This window comes from Rubellimicrobium aerolatum (assembly GCF_017872975.1).
Taxonomy (GTDB): Bacteria; Pseudomonadota; Alphaproteobacteria; order Rhodobacterales; family Rhodobacteraceae; genus Rubellimicrobium; species Rubellimicrobium aerolatum.
Map to the genome: position 1 here is coordinate 61,258 of NZ_JAGGJP010000013.1, position 20,619 is coordinate 81,876.

Consider the following 20,619-nt stretch of genomic DNA (forward strand, 5'->3'; position numbering starts at 1 on the left):
CGGGATGGTGGCCGAGATCGGACAGTGCCTGCTCTTGCCAACCTCAGGCTCACCCCGTCCCTTGACCGATCGGACGCCTCCGTTGGCTTCCGGGGCGTTGTCCCCGGGTCGGCAGGGACCTCTCGACGCCACGGCCTATGAGACCGAGCGGCAGGTCCTGGACGTAAATCCGGGATGTCTCGCCATTGTTCCAAAGGTAGGTCCATCCTTGGGTCCGTCCGGTGTCAGGGTCGACGAGGACTTGGACGGTGGTGGCGTACTTACGCGGCTGCTTTGTCATGGCATCTCTCGTGGGCGACGACGATGGCGTCGCAATCCGGCTCTCGCATGGCCCCCGACGCCCGCGGCTGGCGATGGCGGACTTGGCCTGCGCCTGCGCCGAGGTTCCTTCCTTGCGCTGGATGCGCCGCGATCGTCGGCTAGGTCACGGAATGCCACGAAGGGAGGCGAAACGGGACGAAACGGAGAGCCACAGAGCCTTGATCAAGAACGGCAAATATTTTGTTCCCCCGGAGGGCGACGACGACTTCAAGGCGCTGTTCAAGCGAGTGGCAGCGGCCGGCGGCGGTCGGCCCGTGGACCAGGAGGGGTTTCCCCAAGGCCCGTGGACGCCTCACCTCCTGGCGGAGGCGATCAGCCGGATCGAGGCGAACCGCGCCGGCATCGACCTGCGGACAGTCCAGCTCTGGTTTCAGGACAACGACAAGGGCGTCAGCGCGGACAACATCCGATGGCTGGCCCGGATCTTCGGATGCGACGACCCGGCGGCCACGAGCGCGTGGCAGGCGGCGCTGAGTGCTGCGCAAGCGCGCCTCATGGCGCGGAGACGGGGGAAAGGCAGGCCGGACGAGCCGGACGCCCGACACCCGGGAGAGGACGACGGCCCCCCGGCGGCCGTCGGAGAGACGCCGGCACCGCCGCAAGCCCCGGACGGCCAGGACCGAGCGGCGGCCCGACGGGGCGTCGACCTGGCTCGGAGGTCCGAGGCGGTCCTGAGCCATGGCTCTCCTCTGGACCTTCCGGCCACGGTCTTCGCCGGGGCCGTCGCGCTCGGGTTCCTGTCCTACGTTCTCGGCATTCACAGCGTCACCTACGCTCGGGACGACGGGATCAGCCAACAGGCCGGGTTCCTGTGGGCGCCGAACTGGACCGTCCTGTTCATGGTCGTCCTGCCGCTCTTCTTTGCCTTCGCAGGGGAGCTTCTGGTCTTCTGGAAAAGCGAGGGCCGCCCAAGCCTCCTTGGGGGCGGCGACCGGTCGGACAGCGACGCCGGCTGGAGGCGTCAGGTCGCGGCGTCGTCCACGACGTACTGGGCGGTCTTCCTGATCTGCTTCGGCTTCGCCGGCGTCGTTCAGTGGGTCGGGGTCCGCCTGATCCCGTTGCTGCGAGGCGGCGGCGACCACGCCATCGACTGGGGGGCCCTGGCGACCGTACGCCCCGACATCATCTCCGTGCCGCAGGCCATCGCGTTCACCGGCTTGGCCTATCTGTACATGTCGCTCTGCTTCTATCTCCTCTTCGCGGGTCTCATCCTGCTCCACACCGTGGCGCACGACTACTGGACCCTCGACCAGGCCTCGGGCGGTCGGATCGGCCCGCAGTCTCGGCCCGAGGCCCGCGAGGTCGGGCTGAGAGTCCTGCGAGGGATCTTCCGCTGCACCGTCTGCGGCCTGCTAGTCGCGGTCTGCATGAAGCTGCAGAGCTCCTACGTGACCACGAGCGCCGAGAACATCTGGCGCTGGCTGGTGAACGACGCGCGGTTCATCCTGCCCGGATCCGGCGACCTGGTCGGCCGGGGCGTCTACAAGACACCCACGCACTACACGAGCCTGCTGACCGCGGCGGCAACCGCCGTCGTGTTCCTTTACGCCTTCCTCCGGGTCGGCCGGGGACATGGCCTCACCGCCGCGCGGGGACGGATGGCTGCCGCCGTGGCCCTGCTGGTCGCCGGCTACTTGGCGATCGATGCGTTCCCGGGCTTCTCGATCCTGCTTGGCGCGGCGATCCTCGTCGCGATCTATGGCCTGTTCGACCCGGGGTTCGGGTCGGATCCGCGCGGCACGTTGGAGGGGTGATGTCATGATCGACACGTGGCTCGACCGATGGGACGAGCGCCGGGCCCGGCGCAGTGACGCCACCAAGGCGCCGACCGAGTTTGCGCTCGACGCGCACCTGGCGTTCCCGGACGCGGGGGACGGGACGAGCCTCGCCGAGTTCTGCGCCCTTGCCGACCAGGCCACGACGGACCCGGCGTTCTTCGATCCGGGCGAGGCGGCGTTCGAGGCTCAGTGGGACGACGGGTGGATCCGGTTCCCGTCCAGCGTCTTGACCGACGTCGAAGCGAACAACACCGTCTGGGGCAAGGTGACCGCCGCCCGTCCGCGCGACCACGCCCTTGTGGTCCTCCACCACTGGAATGCGAGCTCCCGCAACCCGCAGCTCGCCCGCGTCTTCGCCTGGCAGGGGATCACGGTGGTCGAGATGGCTATGCCCTACCACCTGGAGCGACGCCGTCCCGACGCCTCGCACGCCGACGACATGTTGAGCCCGAACCTCGGCCGCACAATCCAGTCGATGCGGCAGGCGGTGCTGGACGGACGGCGGCTGGTCAGGGTCCTCAAGAACGCCGGCTACGAGAGGGTGTCCGTCCTGGGCATGAGCCTGGGGTCGTGGGTCGCTGGGCTGATGGCCGCACACGACCCGGCGATCGGACGGGCCGTGCTGCTTCTGACGGGAGGAAGCCTGGCGGACATGGTGTGGACCGGACGCGCCACGCGCCACATCCGCGCCAGCCTGGACGGGCGGATTGACCTGACCGACCTCCGCCGGGCCTGGGGTCCGCTCGATCTCGAGAATGCTGCTGGGAAGCTAGCCCGACCAGGGCTCGCGCTGCAGGTCGTACTGGCCGAGAGGGACACGGTGGTGCGGCCCGAGTTGTCGGACCGGCTGGTTGCGAAACTGAAGGATGTTGATGCGGATCTGGAGGTGCTGCGGCTCAACTGCGGGCACTACTCACTGTCGCTGCCTCCGTACATCCTCAGGACCGGCCTGAGCGCTTCAAGGTTCCTGAAGCGCGGCCTGTAAGGTGCCCTGTGTTGTACAGCCAGTCAGCACTTTTGACATAAGTTATATTAGGCGAATCCGGCCTGTAGGCGCAAAGTAGAACTGTCCCACCTGAGCAAAGTAAGAATGTCACCCTCCCCGCGTTGAGGAGCGCCTGGGAGTGCGACATGGGATGGGTGGTGATGAGCGAGCGCGAGCTGCGGCGGATCGAGGTGCTGTCCCGGGTCGTCGAGTGTCGGCTGAGCGTGACGCAGGCGGCCGGTGTTCTGGGCCTGAGCCCGCGCCAGGTGCAGCGGCTCTTGCGGACCTTTCGCGAGGACGGCGCGCCGGCGCTGCGCCACAAGGCCCGTGGGCGGCCGTCGAACAACCGCCTCCGCGACGGCGTGCGGGAGTTCGCGCTGGCCCTGGTGCGCGAGAGCTACGCCGACTTCGGGCCGACGCTCGCGGCCGAGACGCTCGCGGAGCGGCATGGGCTCGCGGTGTCGCGTGAGACGTTGCGCAAGTGGATGATCGAGGACGGCCTGTGGCTGTCGCGTCGGCAGCGGCGCCGATTCCATCCGCCCCGGCTGCGGCGCGAGCGCCTGGGCGAGCTGGTGCAGATCGACGGCTCGGAGCACCGATGGTTCGAGGACCGCGCCCCGCCCTGCACGCTGCTCGTGTTCATCGACGACGCCACCAGCCGGCTCCTGCAGATGCGCTTCGTGCCCTCCGAGAGCACGTTCAGCTACTTCGAGGCGCTGGAGGCCTACCTGCGCGAGCACGGCCGTCCGGTGGCCTTCTACTCGGACAAGCACTCGATCTTTCGCGTGGCCCGGGAGGACGCCAAGAGCGGGCACGGCATGACCCAGTTTGGTCGAGCCTTGGCCGAGCTCAACATCGAGATCCTGTGCGCCAACTCGAGCCAGGCCAAGGGCCGGGTCGAGCGGGCCAACCGCACGCTCCAGGACCGGCTCGTGAAGGAGATGCGGCTCGAGGGGATCCATGACATGGAGGCAGCCAACGCCTTCCTGCCCGGCTTCCTGGCCCGCCACAACGGGCGCTTCGCCCGGGTCCCGGCGCGACCGGACGACCTGCACCGGCCACTGGACCTGACCCCCGAGCGGCTCCGCGACATCCTGTGCTGGCGCGACCAGCGCTACGTGGGCCAGCAGCTCACGCTGACCTACGAGCGCAAACGGATCCTGCTGGAGGAGACGGAGGTCACGCGGGGCCTCGTGGGCCGGTACGTGGACACCTATGCCTTCCCGGACGGCCGGCTGGACGTGCGCTGGAAAGGCCTCCCGCTTCCCTACCGGGTCTTCGACCCCGACCAGCAGCGCGTGACCCACGCCGCCATCACCGAGAACAAGAGGCTCAGCGCCGTGCTGGAGGCCATCAAGGCGGCGCAGGACGCCCAGCCCCCCAAGATCCCGGCCGCGGGCAAGCAACGCACCAAGTACCAGCCCACCGGCAAGCGCCGGAGGGGAGCACCCTCGATCCTGGACAAGCGCGCGGCTCGAAAGGCGGACGAGACGGCCCGCGGGACCGGGCCGGGCTCCGATCCCTGACCTCTGCGCCCGGCCCGGTCCCGCTTCGGCGGAGGCAGCGCGACACGTCTACTTTGCAGAGCCCGCGACGCTTTTACTTGGTGACAACACGGCCTGTAGCCGGGGCACGTTCTCTTCCGAACTGCGACAGGTGCGTTGTTCCAAGGGGTTGACCGCGAGGATGTCATGCCCTGCCCGTTCGTTCACCTGAGCCTGGAGGAGCGCCGGCAGTTGGCGCGGCTGTACGAGAGCGGGCTCTCCGTCAGTGAGGTCGCCCGTCGACTTGGCCGCCACCGTTCGACGATCTACCGCGAGCTGAAACGCAACTGGTGGCACGACACCGAGGTACCACAGGCCGAGGGCTACTGGCTGGCGACAGAGCAAGGGTGAGTTGACAACTCACGTCGCTGCTCGGGCAAATTCGTGCGCCACCCTGACGTTCGGACCGCCGCCACAGCGCGCCTCATGCGGATCCGGCGAGGGGTCGCCAAGTGTTTGCCCTCGGCTGCGAGTACACCCACTTCCCACCGCGCCTTGTCTCCTGGGCTGTTCCGTTCTGGCTGACGCATCTCCTCCACGATGAAGGTCGGATCTCAAGCGGCGCTTCAGAGGGGTGTACTTACTCCTTGAAGTCGCAAAGTTTTTGACCGAACAGTCAAGATATCTTGCATATGGTCAACGTGTTCGCATAAATCGGTCCATGAACGGAGTAGATTGGACTCATGAGGGTGCCATGGCCACGCTTTCCGACGAGCGGTTCGACGTAGCGATCATCGGCGGCGGCGTGGTTGGCTGTGCCGTCGCGCGTCGTTTCGCCTTGGCCGGAGCCAAGATCGTGCTGCTGGAACGTGGCACGGACATCCTGTCTGGCGCCTCCAAGGCGAACAGCGCCATCCTTCACACCGGGTTCGACGCGCCTCCCGACAGCCTCGAGCTCGAGTTGGTCAAGGCGGGACGCGAGGAATACCTTGCCATCCATCGGGACCACGGGCTCCATCTGGTCCAGACCGGCGCGCTGGTCTGCGCCTGGACGGAGCTTGAAGCGGAGAAGCTGGACGGTATCGCTCAACAGGGGCGAAGCAACGGGGTCGCGGGTCTCAACCTGCTGACGGGCGCTGAAGCGCGAACCTTGGTGCCCGGACTGGCCCAGAGCCTGTGCGCGGCCGTCGAAGTGGTCGGCGAGCATGTCATCGATCCGTGGTCGGCGCCGCTGAGCTACATCACACAGGCGATGGCGCTCGGCGCGAAGGTGATGCGCTCCTGTGAGCTGCTCTCCGGCCGGTTCGACGGCGACTGGGAACTGGAGACGTCGCAGGGGCTGGTTCGTGCCGGGGCGGTGGTGAACGCCGCAGGCCTTTTCGGCGATGTCGTCGATGACCGCCTCGGGCTGACGCCCGAATTCAGCATCAAGCCGCGCAAGGGTCAGTTCGTGGTCCTCGACAAGGCCGCGAGATCACTTGTGCCGAAGATCATCCTGCCGGTTCCGAACGAGATCACGAAGGGCGTGGTGATCTGCCCGACGGCGTTCGGCAACGTGCTCGTCGGACCGACCGCCGAGGAGCAGGAGGACCGGACCCGCGCAACGGTCGAGACCGAAACGCTGGAGATGCTGAAGGAGCACGGAAGCAGGCTCATCCCTGCTTTGCGGCATGTTCCGGTCACGGCGATCTACGCCGGCCTTCGTCCCGCGACCGAGAAGAAGCACTATCGCGTGGTCTCACGTCCCGAGAAGCGGGCAATTACCCTTGGCGGCGTTCGCTCCACCGGGCTCAGCGCGGCGCTCGGCTTGGGGCAACATGCCCTCAAGCTTTACTCCGAGTTCGGCGTTCCCCTCGCTGCGCCGAACGAAGTTCCCCATGTTCAGGTGCCGAACCTTACGGAAACGGAAGAACGGGACTGGCAGCGGCCAGGGCACGGGGAGATCGTCTGCCACTGCGAGATGGTCACGCGACGTGAGATCGAGGCCGCGCTGACCAGTCCGCTCCCTCCCGGCGATTTCGGCGGGCTTCGCCGCCGCACCCGTGCCGGAATGGGGCGCTGCCAAGGCTTCTACTGCAACGCGCGGCTTGCTGAACTCACGAAAGGCCACTTCGTCGAACCTCTCGCGGTAAGCGGCAGGACGTGACCATGCCACATTCGGATGTTCTCATCGTTGGTGGCGGACCGGCGGGGGTGGCCGCGGCGCTGTCCCTGCGCAAGGCCGGCGTCCAGCGGGTCACGCTTCTTGATCGCGAGGCGTCCTTGGGAGGAGCGACGCGTCACTGTAGCCATTCCCCTTTCGGGATGCTCGAATATGGCCGCCTCTACTTCGGGGCCGCCTATGGCCGTCGGCTCGAACGCGATGCCCGGGCTGCGGGTGTGGAGGTGCTGACAGGTCATTCAGTGGCCAGCCTCGATCCGGATGGCACGGTCGAGGTCAGCAACGCCGAAGGACTGGCCCGCCTCTCAGCCGAACGCGTGCTGCTGTCCACGGGCGCCCGCGAGACGCCGCGCTCCGCACGCATGCTGCCCGGGGACCGACCGGTGGGTGTGCTCACCACTGGCGCGCTGCAGTCCTATGTCGCCTTCCATGGATTGATGCCCTTCCGCCGGCCCGTGATCCTCGGATCCGAACTGGTCTCCTACTCGGCGGCTCTGACATGCCTGAGCCACGGCGCGCGACCGGTCGCGATGATCGACACTCATGCCCGCCCCTTGGCGAGGGCTCCGGTCACCTGGTTCCCGCACATCGTCGGAGTGCCGGTTCGCGCGGGCGTTCGCATCATCGACATCCTGGGCCGGAGCCGCGTCGAGGCCGTGCGCATCGAGCACCAGGGCACCCTCGAAACGTTCGAATGCGATGGGCTTCTGGTGACCGGGAACTTCGTCCCGGAGGCAGCGCTGCTCTGGCAGGCCGGTCACGAGCTGAACCTTAGAAGCGGCGGCCCGGCGGTCGATCAGAACGGCCGATGCGCCAACCCCCGCTTCTTTGCCGCTGGCAACCTGCTTCGTCCGATCGAGACGGGCGGATGGGCTTTCCGAGAAGGGCGCGCGATCGGTCTTGAGATCGCGCGGGACTTGCGGAACCCCCCAAGTGACAGGTCACCAGTGACCGTCACCCATGACGAAGTGGTCAAGCTGGTGGTCCCGAACCTCCTGCGTCGAGGGCAGGCGCCCTCCCCGGGCTTCGACCGCTTTCAGATCCGGTTTCAGAAGCCCTGTCGGGGGCGTCTCTCGCTGGAGGTGGATGGACGCACGCGGTGGCACAGGAGCGGCACGTGGCTGCCCGAACGCCGCGTGCTGGTGCCGATGCCGGATGGCGTGGAGGGGAGCCATCACATTCATTTCGCGTTCAGGGAGGAGTAGCCATGCGGGTGGCCGCGATTGATCAGGGCACGACGTCGACCAGATGTCTCGTTGTCGAGGATGGGGGTGAGTGGCGCGTGGCTGCCAGCCGCCCCCATGCGCGGAGCTACCCGCAGCATGGCTGGGTCGAGCAGGATCCCGACGAGCTGCTCAAGAACATCCGGCTGGTGCTTGACGCCGCCGGCCCCGTGGACCGGATCGCGATCGCCAACCAGGGTGAAAGCTGCCTCGCCTGGGACGCGCGAACGGGACAGGCGCTGTCGCCGGTCATCGTCTGGCAGGACGCCCGCACCACCGAGACGCTCGCCAGCCTGCCGCCCGAGGCGGAGGCGCTGTCGAAGCGCCTGTGCGGCCTGCCCCTCGATCCGTACTTCTCGGCCAGCAAGCTGGCTTGGCTCCTCCAGAACGTCCCGGCGGCAGCGGCGGCCCGGGAGGCCGGGCGTCTTCGCCTGGGCACCACGGACGCCTTCTTCCTCGATCGGCTGACCGCGCGTTACCTGACGGACCGCGCAACCGCGTCGCGTACCGGCTTGATGGATCTGCGGACCGGACAATGGAGCAGCGAACTCTGCCGGCTTCATGGCGTTCCCGAGGAATGTCTTCCCGAGATCGTCGAAGTCGACGCGGGGTTTGGCGAGATCGACGGCGTTCCGGTTTGCGCGTCCATCGTGGATCAGCAGGGCGCCTTGTATGGGCACAACTGCCGAAAGGCCGGCGACTGCAAGATCACCTTCGGCACGGGCGCCTTCATGCTGGCCGTCTCGGGGAACGAATGCCCTGAAGTCGATAACTTGCTACCGACGGTCGGATGGAACCTGAAAGGTGAGCCCGTCACATACGCCATCGAAGGCGGCGTGTACGATGCCGGGGCCGCCCTGGAGTGGGCGCGCAACATCGGCCTTTACTCGGCGCTCGAAGAACTCGGAGTCTTCGAAGGGCCGTCGGCCCTCAGCCGGGGCATCATCTTCGTGCCGGCCCTGTCTGGCCTTGCCGCTCCCTATTGGGACCGCGGTGCCTCTCCGCTCTTCATCGGCATGGATCACGCGACGGGTCGTCGTGATCTCGTCCGCGCCGTTCTGGAAGGCGTGGCGATGCTGACCGTCGGGCTGCTGAAGTCGGCCGAGGAGATCATCGAACTGGGCGACAGCATCTCCATCGACGGTGGGCTGTCGCAGTCGTCCTACTTTGCGCAGTTCCTCGCTTCGGCAAGCAACAGGACGATCAGGGTGCCGCCGATGCACGAACTGACCGCTCTAGGGCTTGCCGAGCTCTGCGGCCTGGAGGTCGGCGCTGCGCGAGACAATGGCATGACCTTCCTGCCCGACGGAAGCGTCACCACCGAAGATCATGCGCGCTTCGCGGAGGCGGTGCGGCGCAGCCGAGGGTGGAACACCTAAACCGCTCCCCTCACAAAGCCTGACCTGACCCAACGAATGGAGACGTCCATGCGGCGCATTTTTCTTGCCTGCCCTTATGGCCACACCGACCCGGCCGTGGTCGAGCGCCGTTTCGAGATCTGCAACCGCGTGGCGGCGCAGATCGTCCGCTCGGGCCATATCGTGTTCAGCCAAGTGTCGATGTCCCACCCGATCAACGGGCATCTTGGAGATCTGGACAAGGCCGGGGTCGGAGCGCTTTGGGCGCCGGTGGATCGGGCGTTCATGGAAGCCATGACGGAAATCGTCGTTATTGACGAACCCGGCTGGCGTGAAAGCGCCGGCGTCAGCCGTGAAATGGGCTTCTTTCGGGAAAGAAATCAACCCGTCCAACTATGGAGTGAGGTTGAACACGAGTTCGCCACCTGAGAACCAAAACAGCAACAGGGAGATGCCTCAATGGCACATTCACAATCTTCAGATCGCGGGGAAGGTCTGAAGCGGGACATAACTCCGTTCCAGTCCTTTGCCGTAGCCTTCGGCTTCGTGTCCATCGCCACCGGGATCTTCACGGCCTATGGCGTGATGCTGGTGACTTCGGGCCCAATGGGAATCTGGACCTGGCCGGTCGTTGTCATCGGTCAACTGATGGTAGCCTTCATCATCGGCTCCCTGGCCGCACGCATTCCGGTGACTGGATATGTGTACCAGTGGGCTTCCCGACTGACCAATCCCGTGTTTGGCTGGATCATGGGATGGATCAGCTTCACCTTCCTGGCGATCGTTCTTGTCGCGGTGGACTACACGATCGCTTCGACGGTTCTGCCAGTGCTTCTGAGCTATGAAGGCGATGCGCAGAACGCCTGGTTCATTACCGCGGGCGTGATCCTCCTGCAGGCCCTGATGATCGCCTTCTCGACGCGCCTGACCCAGAAGTTCAACGCCATCGCCGTTTCGATCCAGTTGGTCGGAATGATCAGTCTCGTCGTGCTGCTGTTCGCCGTCGGCTACTGGCAGGGCGAGCTCGACTTCTCGAACCTGCTCAGCACCGGACTGATCCCGCGGGAGGGGTACTTCTCGCTTGGCTCCCTCACGGCGGCCGGTCCTTGGGTCATGGGCACCCTTCTGGGCGCGTTCACCATCGTCGGCTTCGAGGCCGCCGCCAACCTTGCGGAGGAGACGCGGGAGCCGGCGCGGGTCGTGCCCAAGGCGATGTGGCAAGCGGTCCTCAGCCTGGGCGTCATCGGCATGCTCTTTCTCATCGCGGTCACGGCGCTGCTAGGGGATCCGACGAACCTCCAGCTCTCGGCCACGCCGATCGCCGATGTCATCAACCGGGTGCTGGGCTCGCTCCTGGGCAAGGCGCTTCTCCTGCTGGTCGTGATCTCGATCTTCTCCTGTGGTCTGGTGATCCTGCTCAGCGGAACCCGACTGGTTTGGGCGATGTCGCGGGACGAGCGGTTCCCGGGCTGGCGTCTGTGGCGTCAGGTCAACACGACCCTGCATACCCCGGTCAACGCGACGATCCTGGTGACCGTGATCGGGCAGCTCATCCTTGCGGTCTTCTCGCAAGAGACCGACGCGCTGTTCGCCCTGTTCTCGGCCGCGACCCTTCTGCCCGCCATCATCTATGCCGTCACGGTGGGGATGTACGCCCTCAAGCGCGACGCGCTGCCCCCCAGCCAAGGCGGTAGTGTCCTCGGAGGTGGTGGACTTTCAGGTGTAGGCTGAGGTGGTCATCGGGACCTGCGGCTAGGGTGGTGCTTGCCGACGTCCACCAAGCCTGAAGGGATCCCCCTATGACCGACGACAGACTACCGCTGGCCGAGTTGCTTGCGAAGGCCGGCGACCAGGACTTCCTCCGCGCCGTGGCGGAGAGCGTGTTGCAGCTGCTGATGGAGGCCGACGTGGAGGGCGTGATCGGGGCTGGACGCTTCGAGCGCAGCGCCGATCGCCAGACGTGGCGCAACGGCTACCGCGAGCGGACGCTGGAGACGCGGCTGGGGCCGCTCAACCTGCGCATCCCCAAGCTCCGGACGGGCAGCTACTTCCCCGGCTTCCTGGAGCCGCGCAAGACCGTCGAGAAGGCGCTCGTCTCGGTGATCCAGGAGGCCTGGATCGCCGGCGTGAGCACGCGCCGCGTCGACGAGCTGGTGCAGGCCATGGGCATGAGCGGCATCTCGAAGTCGTCGGTCTCGAAGCTCTGCAAGGAGATCGACGAGCGCGTGAACGCCTTCCTGAGGCGCCCGCTCGACTGCGAGTGGCCCTATCTGTGGCTGGATGCCACCTACCTCAAGGTCCGCGAGGGCGGGCGCATCGTCTCGGTGGCGGCCATAGTCGCCGTGGCGGTGACGACGGAGGGCCGGCGCGAGATCGTGGGCCTGCACATCGGGCCCTCGGAGGCGGAGCCGTTCTGGACCACCTTCCTGCGGGACTTGGTCAAGCGCGGCCTGCGCGGCGTGAAGCTAGTGATCAGCGACGCTCACGATGGCCTCAAGGCCGCAATCACCCGCGTGATGGGCGCCACCTGGCAGCGCTGCCGCGTCCACTTCATGCGCAACGCGCTCGCCCACGTGCCGAAGAGCCAGACCACCGTCGTAGCGGCGGCGATCCGGCAGGTCTTCCTCCAGCCGGACCAAGCCTCGGCCGTCCAGTCCTGGCGCCACGTGGCCGACCAGCTCCGCGCCCGCTGGCCGAAGCTCGGCACGCTCATGGACGAGGCCGAGACGGACGTGCTGGCCTACATGGCCTTCCCCAGCCAGCACCGCGCCAAGCTTCACAGCACCAACCCGCTCGAGCGGCTGAACAAGGAACTGAAGCGCCGCGCCGACGTCGTCGGCATCTTCCCCAACGAGGACAGCATCACCCGCCTCATCGGGGCCGTGCTCCTCGAGGCCAACGACGAGTGGCAGCTCCAGCACCGCTACATGCAGGCCGAAGGCATGGCCGAACTCGCCTCACCCCCGGTCGAGGAGACCACACCCCTGATTACACCCAACGCCGCCTGACCCATGGCCACCCACGGCTACACCCCAAACTCCACCACGTTGACGGACGCTATCGCCAAGGCTTCAGTCTTGGCCGATGGGAGATGCCGGTGCTGGTCCTTGCAATCCTGTGGCTGGCCTTTGAACTGGCCATCTTCCGGGATGCGTCCTTCGCGAAGCCGTGGTGGTATGTCGCGATCATGTTCGCCCTCGGGGCGATCTACCTCGCCTTCCTCCTGATCACACGGGGCGGTTCCAGTGCCCTGAAGATGCCCGACATGATCTCGATCGATGCGGTGCTGGACTCTGATCGGGGCGAGCAGTTCCAGAGCTGAGGTCGGAGGGTCTGGCTGGGAGACCCAGCCAGACCCTGCCTGCCCGAGGCTCACCCCCTGTTCGCGCTCCAAACGTTGACGCAGTCAGCCTGTTGTCGGATGGGGCGGCCCTCAGGCACAGTTGTGCGCCAAGACATTGCTCGATGAGGACGTTGCATGAAGCCCCAGATCCGCCATGAGGAGATCCTTCGCTTCGTACAGCAGAGCGGAGAGGCAACGGTCGAAGATCTTGCCGCGGCTCTGCAGGTTTCCCGCGAGACGATCAGGAGAGACCTGACGCAGCTCGACGCGGCTGGCCTTGTTCGCAAGGTTCATGGCGGCGCACGGCCTGTCGTTGCCCCCGAGCAAAGACTTGAGGGACCTTTTGCATTGAGAATGGCTGCGAATGTTGAACTCAAGCGTCGTATCGGCCGGAAGGCTGCCGAATTGCTTTGCCCAGGCGACTCGCTCTTCATTGACTCGGGTTCGACGACCCTGCTGTTTGCCGAAGCCTTGACGGAACTATCGTCAATGATAATCATCACCAACTCGTGGCGGATCGCCGCGACAGTCGGCGCAAATCCGTCACACAGAGTCTTCCTGATCGGCGGATCCTATTCTGCGGATGTAGGGGAGTCGCTCGGTCAACTGGCGATCGAACAGATACGTCAACTACGCGCCACGCACGCATTCCTGACTGTTGGCACGGTCGAAGAGGCTGGTGTTCTCGACTTCGATGAGCAGGAAACTGACGTCGCCCAAGCAATTCTCGAACGCGTGGAGCAAGTCACGGTGCTGGCGGACTCGTCGAAGTTCGGGCGCCGCGGGGTGTTCAAGGTAGCCGACTGGGCCCAGATCGACCGCCTTGTAACGGACGCCATGCCAGCGGATGAGATCACGAAGTCAGCACAAGCAAACAGCCGAACCGAGATCATTCTAGCTTGATCCATGAGCACGTCAGCAGGGTGTGCAAAGATCGCGATCATCCTGATTGGAATACCATGTTGGAGGTGATTTGATGCGGCGTCAGCCCTGTCTTTGAGGTGGCTGCCGGCAAACAAAGGAGATGGCCAGGCTGCTTCTACTAGTCGACTCCGTACCAAGATCTCCGCTTCCCATCTCAGCGACTTCGGAGCAAACTGCGCAGAAGCCTTGAGACCTTGGCCAACCTAATTCCGAAGACAGTCGTAATCCGTCCAGCCACTAACAATTGGGTGCGCGGACGAAATATTACCGGAAGTCATCCCAGTCCGGCTCGGACTGGAACACCCAGTCGTAGTAGTCGCGCCCTTGCAGGGCCTCGGCCGCCGCCTCGTCCAGCACGACCTTGCAGTTCGGATGGAGCTGCAGCGCCGAGGCCGTGACCATCGACGTGATCGGTCCCTCGATGGCCTTGGCGACGATGTGGGCCTTGTGCTCCCCCGTGGCTAGGAGAAGCACCTCGCGGGCGTCGAGGATCGTGCCCACCCCCATAGTCAGCGCGCGGGACGGCACGCGATCCGGATCGCCGCCGAACATCGCGGCGTTCTGCCGTCTTGTGTCCTGCGTCAGCGTCTTGTCGCGCGTCCGCGACATCAGGGCCGACAACGGCTCGTTGAAGCCGATATGCCCGGTCTCGCCGATCCCCAGGAGCTGCAGGTCGACGCCGCCCGCGGCTGCGATGTCCGCCTCGTAGCGGCGCGCGACCTCTTTGAGGTCGGGCCCGTCCACCTCGGGCAGGCGGGCGTTCGCGAGGTCGATGTCCACCCGGTCGAACAGGTGCTGGCGCATGTAGCTCCGGTAGGACTGCGGGTCGTCGGGGGCGAGCCCGACGTACTCATCAAGATTGAAGCTGCACACGCGCCGGAAGCTTGGCCCCAGCGCCACGAGCCGGTCGTAGACCCGCTCCATGGTACGTCCTGTCGCCAAGCCGATCACGAGATCTGGCTTGGCCTCGATCCGGGCGGCGATGAGCCTTGCAACAAGGTCCACCGCAGCGTCCACGTCCGGCCGGACAACGACTTCCATGCTCACTCCGTTCCTGTGCTGAGATCCACGGGCCGGCCCGCGATGTGGACCGATCGGACGCGCAGGTCGGCATCGAGCTCGACGAGGTCGGCCCTCAGCCCCGGCGCGAGCCGGCCCGCATCACCAAGGCCCGCCCATTCGGCCGGAAGGCGGCTGAGCCGCGCGGACGCCTCGGCGAGGTCCAGCCCGAGGCCGACGAGGTTGCGAAGGGCTTGGTCCATCGTCAGAGCCGAGCCGGCCAGGGTACCGTCGGCGAGGCACATGACTGACCCGCGCTTCATGACGTGTTGTGTCCCGAGCGCATACTGCCCATCGGGCATGCCCGCGCCGGCGGTGGCGTCGGTGACGCCATAGAGGTTCGGGATTGCGCGGCGCGCGGCCAGGATCGCGCCGGCCTCGACATGGATGAGGTCGGGGATCACCTCGGCCCAGTCGGCATGGGCGAGGGCCGCTCCCGCAAGGCCACTGCCCCGATGTGAGACACCTGACATGGCGTTGAAGAGGTGGGTGATGCCGCAGCCCTGGGCGAGCGCGCTGGTTGCCTCGGCATAGGTGCAGAGCGAGTGCCCGAGCTGTGCCCGCGCACCCTGCGCCTGCACTAGCGACACGAGGTCCGCAGCGCCGTCGAGTTCGGGGGCCAGCGTCACGATCCGCACCACGCCCGTCGAGAGCCAGTCCGCCATTCCGGCCAGATCGACAGGCCGGGCCAAGGAGGGCTGGGCTCCGAGCTTGCAGGGGTTGATGAACGGGCCTTCCAGATGCGCTCCGGTCACGCGGGCCTCTCCGGGGCCGGGTTCCGCCATGACGCTAGCCACAGCGGCAAGGAAGGCCTCGATCTCCCTGACCGCCGCTGTCACGGAAGTGGCCAGCAGGCTCGTGGTGCCGTGCCGGGCGTGAAGCCGCGCCATCCCCCGGATGCCCGGCGTGCCCGACATGACGTCGTGTCCGCCACCGCCGTGGACATGGAGGTCGATGAAGCCCGGGATCACAAAAGGCGCCCGCGCATCGTCCACACGCACGCCCTGGACCGCGAGGATGTGCTCATCGAAGACCAGCCGACCCGACACCCAGCCATCCGGTGTAAGGATCGAACCCCTGATCTGCCCATCCTGGGTCATTGGGCTTCCTTCCGCTGCCGACCAAGGCTCCGATGGTCGGGAACGCCGGGCAGGATGTGCGGCTGGCTCTCCATGCGCGGCTCCCTTGCTGCCAGCCTTGTGGGCTGATATGAAGATTTTCGACACATGGATAAGTGATATGGAAGAAAGCTTCAAGACGGGTGAGAGGGCGAGGCCCGCTACCGCTGCCGACCTGGATGGCATTGCCCGCCTCCTGACGCTGGCCTTCGGCTTCGACCGGGCGCGGGCCGACGAATACCTCGGGCATGTCGGGGTGGGCGCGCTGCACGTCGTCGAGGACGCGGAGGGACGCCTCCTCGCCACCGCGGCCCTCCTGCCCACGGCGCACGTCCTCGGCGGCGCGCCGGTGCCGGCGGCCAGCATCGCCCACGTCGCCATCGCGCCAGAGGCGCGTGGGCGGGGCTTGGCGCGTCCGTTCATGGACGCGCTGTGCCGCTCCGCTCGCGAGGGCGGCGCGGCGGTGGTGTCCCTGTTTGCCTCCGCTCGTCCCGTCTACCGCAAATGCGGCTTCGAGCTGGCCGGGAGCGAAGTGGTCTACGAGGCCGACCTCTCGGCCCTGCCGCAGGCTTCGGCGACCTTCGAGCCGATGGACCCGCGCGATCCCCGGATCGCGGCGGCCTATGCTCGCAAGGCCGTGGTCGGCGCCGGGCTGATCGAGCGGAGCGCGTCGCACTGGGACGAGCTGCTGCGCGAGCCCAAAGGCGCCGTCGCGGCTTACGGCCTCGGGGGCGACAGGCTCGACGCCTACCTGATCCTCGACACGCGCGATCCCGCCTGCCTCGACATCCGGGACTGGCACGCGGCGGACGGCGCAAGCGCAAGGGCGCTGCTGGCCTTCCTGGGCCGCTTCCGGTCGGTCTATCCCATCGCGCGCTGGCACGGCGCGCCGCAGGACGATCTGGTGGGCGCGATGCCTGACAAGGGCTGGCGCCTCGTCCATCAGGAGGAATGGCTGCTGCGGGTCCTGGATCCCGTGGCCGCGCTCGGGGCGCGGCGCTACCTGCCTGCGCGGGCCGCCGTCGGCCTTCGGCTCCTCGCGGCGGACGGGTCCGATCTGACGAGCCTGCGCCTGGAGATCGAAGACGGGCGCGGACAGGTCATGAAAGGCTCGGGAAAGGAGCCGACCGTGAGCCTGACGCTGGCGGCGCTGGGGAGCCTCCTGACCGGGTTCCGCTCGGCTACGGTGCTGGCCCGGCGGGGCGACCTCACGGGGGATGAACGGGCGCTCCGGGCATGCGACCTCGCCTTCGCCGGTCCCGCCCCCTGGGTCGCGGAGCACTTCTGATGGACGAGGGCGCTGAAACTGGAGGCAAGATGAACAGGCCCCTGATCGCCACGTTGCGCGCGGCCTCTGGCGACATGACCCCGGCGCTGGCTCGGATCGCCCAAACCGTGCTCACGCACCCGGATGCGACGCTGACCCAGAGCATCACCGAGTTAGCCGAGCAGTCGGGCTCGTCCGAGGCCTCCGTCATCCGCTTCTGCCGTGACCAGGGCTTCGCCGGCTTCGGCGGCTTCAAGCTGGCGCTGGCGCGCGAGCTTGCGACCGACGATCGGGCGCGCGGCGCGCAGGAGCCCGAGGACAGCATCGGCCAGCTCGTGGAGACTGCGGTGATTGCGCTGCGCGAGACCGAGCAGCTCATCGACCGCGCGAACCTGGCCACGGCGGCGCGGCGTCTCCTGGCGGCCAGCTTCATCGAGTGCTTCGGCATCGCGGCCTCGGCCATCACCGCCCAGTATGTGGCCTACAAGATGTCGCGGATCGGCAAGCCATCGCGTTCCTTAAGCGACGCGCACCTCGTCCTCATGGCGGCCGAGACGGCGGGGCCAAGCTCAGCGCATGTGGTGGTGTCGAGCTCGGGCTCCACCATCGACGCGGTGCGCGTGGCCGAGAGGGCGCGGGCACAAGGCAGCTTTGTGGTCGGCCTGTCCAACCGTTCCAAGAGCCCCCTGGTTGCAGCCTGCGACGTGGCGCTGATCGCCTCCTGGCCCGAGACACCGCTCACCGGAGGGGCCTTCCCGTCCAAGATCAGCCAGCTCCTCATCGTCGACGCGCTGATGGCCGAGATGACGCGCCAGGACCCAGACCGCGTCGTCTTGGTGGGCCGCACGGCGGAGAGCGTCAGTGACAGATCCTTCTGAACCGTCCGTCCTCGCTATCGACCTCGGCGGCACGAAGATCGCCTTCGCCGAGGTCGCAGGCTCCTGTTGCCTGGCCCGCTCGCAGATCGCCACGCCCCGCACCGGACGGGGGGCTGACCTCGTGGCGGCGATCGCCACGGAGATGGCGCGGCGTGGTGGCAGGCTCCGCAGCCCTATCGGTGTTGCCACTACCGGAATCGTGCAGGACGGCTGCCTGACCGCGCTCAATCCCGGAACCCTGCCCATCGAGGACGGCTTCCCCTTGGTCGCGGCGCTGGAGGACGCCTTGGATCGCCCGGTGGTCGCCCTCAACGACGCCCAGGCCGCCGCTTGGGGCGAGCGTCTCCACGGCGCGGGCCGGGATTGGCCAACCTTCGCCTTCGTGACCGTGTCAACCGGCGTGGGTGGCGGGCTGGTCGTGGGTGGCCGCCTGCAGGTGGGACTGTCGGGTCTCGCCGGCCACCTCGGGCACATGGTCTACGATCCGTCGGGCGCGGCCTGCGGCTGCGGGCGCCAAGGTTGCATCGAAGCCGTCGCCTCCGGGACGGCCATCGCCCGCCTCGCTACCGAGCGGCTGGGGCGTCCCGTCCGAGCCCCCGAGGTCTTTGGCCTTGCCGCGGCGGGAAATGCCGATGCGGAACGGGTGCTGGACGGCTCGGCCATGGCGATCGCGTCTGGCCTGGGCGACCTGGTCGCGGCGATCGACGCCCAGGGGATCGTCCTCGGGGGCGGGGTGGGTCTCGCCGAAGGGTTTGTCGAGAGGGTCGATCGCGCCCTGGTCCGGGAACCGATGCGATTTCGACGCCCGATTCTGCGGGCGTCCTGCGGCGCAGATGCGGGCCTGATCGGAGCCGCTGCGCTGGCGTGCCTGCATCAGTGAAGGAAAGCTTCGCCTTAAGAAGCATGTTGACAGTTTTTTCCTTCACGACCTAAGGTCGTTCGATCCCCCTGAGATCCGAGGCGGCCTTGACCACCCTGCTCGACAAGTTGACCGGCGCCCTGGTGGTGTCATGCCAGGCCGAGCCCGGCTTGCCGCTCGACCGCCCGGACCACATCGCAGCGCTCGCGGCGTCCGCGGTCCTCGGCGGCGCCACCGCCGTCCGCATCCAGGGCGCGCCCAACATCCGCGCCGTCCGCGCCGCTGTCGCGGTGCCCGTCATCGGCCTCGTCAAGGTCGTCCGGCCCGGCACGGACGTCTACATCACTCCGACCTTCGACGACATCGACGCGGTGGTCGAGGCCGGCGCCCACATCGTGGCCTTCGACGCGACCGACCGGCTCCGGCCCGTCGATGTGCCTGCCCTGGTCGCCCGGGTCCGCGCGTGGAACCGCCTGTCCATGGCGGACGTCAGCACCGTGGCTGAAGGGCGGGCGGCCTACGCCGCCGGAGCCGATGTAGTCGGCACGACAATGGCCGGCTACACCCCAACGACGCGCAACGACGGCGGTCCCGACTTCACCCTCATGATAGAGCTTGCGCGGGCCGGCGTGCCCTTCGTGGCCGAGGGCCGCGTCCGCACACCCGAGGAGGCCGCGCGCTGCCTCGAACTCGGGGCTCGTTTCGTCGTCGTGGGGGGGGCCATTACCCGCCCGGACGTCATCACCCGGCGCTTTGCCGACCACATCAAGGTGGCGGCGCCCCGGCCGGCTGCCAGGGAGGTTCACCAATGACTGGCATCCGCCGCGCGGCCGTGATCGGCGCAGGCTTTATGGGTTCGATGCACGCCGCGATCCTCGGACGGGCGCCCGGCTGCGAGCTGGCCGCCATCGTGGACCCGAACCTCGATCTGGCTCGAACGGTCGCCGCCCGCACCAGCGCCGCCAAGACCTACGCCTCGCACGAGGAGCTCCTGGCCAACGAGAAGCTGGACCTGGTCAGCATCTGCACGCCGGACAACCTCCATCTGGCCCCGGCGCTCGCCGTAGCCAAGCAGGGCGTGAACCTCTTTATCGAGAAGCCGATCGCTTCCACGGTCGAGGACGCCCGCGCCATCATCGCGGCCACCGAGGCCGCCGGCGTGAAGCTCGGGGTGGGCTACCTCCTGCGCTTCGATCCCCGCTATGGCCGAGCCAAGGAGCTGATCGACGAGGGCAAGCTAGGCCGGCCCATCCACGTCTACGCACGGCGCAACAGCGCGCGCACCGAAGGGCCCAAGCGCTACGGCGGCAAGCTGCCCCTTGCGCTCCATGTCACCGTTCACGATGTCGATCTCGCGCTCTGGCTCCTTGAGGGGCAGGAGCCCGTCTCCGTTTACGCCCAGCAGACCGACATCCTCCTCGGCAAGTCGGGCACGCAGGACAGCATCGCCGCCATCGTGCGGTTCTCAGGCGGCACGGTGGTCAACTTCGAGAGCGCCTGGTCGCTTCCTTCCGGCACGCGGCACATGATCGATGCCCGCATGGAGATCATCGGCGAGGACGGCTTCGTCGAGGTCCAGTGCGGCGACAGCGGCCTGCACTTCGCCGACGCCACCCGCTCGCAGGAGATCGACACCCAGCACTGGCCCGAGCGGGGCGGCGCCATCGGGGGCGACCTGCGAGAGCAGCTCCATGCCGTGCTCGAGTGGCTCGACGGAGCCGACCGGCCGATCGCGAGTGGCCGCGACGCCCTCCGGTCGCTGGAGCTCACGCTCGCGATGATCCGTTCCGCAGAGACGGGCGACGTGGTCCGCCTCGGCTAACGAACGGCGAAAACTGCGGCTCGACCGCACAAAACAGGG

At 67.2% G+C, this 20,619-nt stretch carries 19 protein-coding genes; 17 read left to right on the plus strand and 2 right to left on the minus strand.

All coding sequences use genetic code 11. The features are described 5' to 3' along the window. The first annotated feature begins 290 nt into the window (after positions 1-290). The 12 genes from J2Z33_RS13725 (at position 291) to J2Z33_RS13780 (ending at position 13,556) form a co-directional block, all read left to right on the plus strand. Positions 291-2,075: an RcgA family putative transporter gene (locus tag J2Z33_RS13725; protein WP_342454196.1), complete on the plus strand. Its 1,785-nt coding sequence runs from the start codon at positions 291-293 to the stop codon at positions 2,073-2,075. A gap of 4 nt (positions 2,076-2,079) precedes the next feature. Continuing rightward, entirely contained in the window at positions 2,080-3,084 is a 1,005-nt protein-coding gene (locus tag J2Z33_RS13730) for an alpha/beta fold hydrolase (RefSeq protein WP_209842008.1), read from the plus strand. Between the two features lie 146 nt (positions 3,085-3,230). Further along, positions 3,231-4,610, plus strand: a complete 1,380-nt coding sequence (locus J2Z33_RS13735) for an ISNCY family transposase (protein WP_209842010.1) — start codon at positions 3,231-3,233, stop codon at positions 4,608-4,610. Between the two features lie 165 nt (positions 4,611-4,775). Beyond that, positions 4,776-4,979 (plus strand): helix-turn-helix domain-containing protein, encoded by a 204-nt coding sequence (locus tag J2Z33_RS13740; RefSeq protein WP_209842012.1) that lies wholly within the window; start codon positions 4,776-4,778, stop codon positions 4,977-4,979. A gap of 343 nt (positions 4,980-5,322) precedes the next feature. Further along, positions 5,323-6,714: an NAD(P)/FAD-dependent oxidoreductase gene (locus J2Z33_RS13745; protein WP_209842014.1), complete on the plus strand. Its 1,392-nt coding sequence runs from the start codon at positions 5,323-5,325 to the stop codon at positions 6,712-6,714. 2 nt (positions 6,715-6,716) lie between these two features. After that, a complete protein-coding gene (locus tag J2Z33_RS13750; protein WP_209842016.1) occupies positions 6,717-7,934 on the plus strand; it encodes an NAD(P)/FAD-dependent oxidoreductase in 1,218 nt (405 codons plus the stop codon). Positions 7,935-7,936: 2 nt separating this feature from the next. Continuing rightward, entirely contained in the window at positions 7,937-9,331 is a 1,395-nt protein-coding gene (locus J2Z33_RS13755; protein WP_209842018.1) for an FGGY family carbohydrate kinase, read from the plus strand. Between the two features lie 48 nt (positions 9,332-9,379). Further along, a complete protein-coding gene (locus J2Z33_RS13760) occupies positions 9,380-9,739 on the plus strand; it encodes a DUF1937 family protein (protein WP_209842021.1) in 360 nt (119 codons plus the stop codon). Between the two features lie 30 nt (positions 9,740-9,769). Continuing rightward, positions 9,770-11,041, plus strand: coding sequence for an amino acid permease (locus J2Z33_RS13765; RefSeq protein ID WP_209842023.1), 1,272 nt, complete (start codon positions 9,770-9,772; stop codon positions 11,039-11,041). Between the two features lie 68 nt (positions 11,042-11,109). Further along, positions 11,110-12,318 carry an IS256 family transposase gene (locus J2Z33_RS13770; RefSeq protein WP_209842025.1) on the plus strand — a complete coding sequence of 403 codons (1,209 nt, stop codon included), beginning with the start codon at positions 11,110-11,112 and terminating at the stop codon, positions 12,316-12,318. 83 nt (positions 12,319-12,401) lie between these two features. Next, positions 12,402-12,632 carry a hypothetical protein gene (locus J2Z33_RS13775; protein WP_209842027.1) on the plus strand — a complete coding sequence of 77 codons (231 nt, stop codon included), beginning with the start codon at positions 12,402-12,404 and terminating at the stop codon, positions 12,630-12,632. Positions 12,633-12,788: 156 nt separating this feature from the next. Beyond that, complete coding sequence (locus J2Z33_RS13780) at positions 12,789-13,556, plus strand: DeoR/GlpR family DNA-binding transcription regulator (RefSeq protein WP_209842029.1); 768 nt, start codon at positions 12,789-12,791, stop codon at positions 13,554-13,556. A gap of 285 nt (positions 13,557-13,841) precedes the next feature. On the opposite strand, the gene nagB is transcribed toward J2Z33_RS13780, so the two are convergent. Together nagB and J2Z33_RS13790 are read right to left on the minus strand one after the other, a co-directional pair. After that, positions 13,842-14,618: a glucosamine-6-phosphate deaminase gene (nagB, locus tag J2Z33_RS13785; protein WP_209842031.1), complete on the minus strand. Its 777-nt coding sequence runs from the start codon at positions 14,616-14,618 to the stop codon at positions 13,842-13,844. 2 nt (positions 14,619-14,620) lie between these two features. After that, positions 14,621-15,736, minus strand: coding sequence for an N-acetylglucosamine-6-phosphate deacetylase (locus J2Z33_RS13790; protein WP_209842033.1), 1,116 nt, complete (start codon positions 15,734-15,736; stop codon positions 14,621-14,623). A gap of 139 nt (positions 15,737-15,875) precedes the next feature. On the opposite strand from J2Z33_RS13790, the gene J2Z33_RS13795 reads away from it, so the two are divergent. The 5 genes from J2Z33_RS13795 (at position 15,876) to J2Z33_RS13815 (ending at position 20,580) form a co-directional block, all read left to right on the plus strand. Further along, the gene (locus tag J2Z33_RS13795; protein ID WP_209842036.1) at positions 15,876-17,042 is read left to right on the plus strand and encodes a GNAT family N-acetyltransferase; all 1,167 of its coding nucleotides are present in this window, start codon (positions 15,876-15,878) and stop codon (positions 17,040-17,042) included. Continuing rightward, entirely contained in the window at positions 17,042-17,899 is an 858-nt protein-coding gene (locus J2Z33_RS13800; protein ID WP_209842038.1) for a MurR/RpiR family transcriptional regulator, read from the plus strand. The genes J2Z33_RS13795 and J2Z33_RS13800 overlap by 1 nt, the downstream gene beginning before the upstream one ends. Continuing rightward, positions 17,883-18,779 (plus strand): N-acetylmannosamine kinase, encoded by an 897-nt coding sequence (locus tag J2Z33_RS13805; protein ID WP_209842040.1) that lies wholly within the window; start codon positions 17,883-17,885, stop codon positions 18,777-18,779. Before J2Z33_RS13800 ends, J2Z33_RS13805 begins: the two co-directional genes overlap by 17 nt. Before the next feature lie 86 nt (positions 18,780-18,865). After that, positions 18,866-19,570 (plus strand): N-acetylmannosamine-6-phosphate 2-epimerase, encoded by a 705-nt coding sequence (locus J2Z33_RS13810; protein WP_209842042.1) that lies wholly within the window; start codon positions 18,866-18,868, stop codon positions 19,568-19,570. Further along, positions 19,567-20,580, plus strand: a complete 1,014-nt coding sequence (locus J2Z33_RS13815; RefSeq protein ID WP_209842044.1) for a Gfo/Idh/MocA family protein — start codon at positions 19,567-19,569, stop codon at positions 20,578-20,580. The genes J2Z33_RS13810 and J2Z33_RS13815 overlap by 4 nt, the downstream gene beginning before the upstream one ends. Positions 20,581-20,619: the final 39 nt, after the last annotated feature.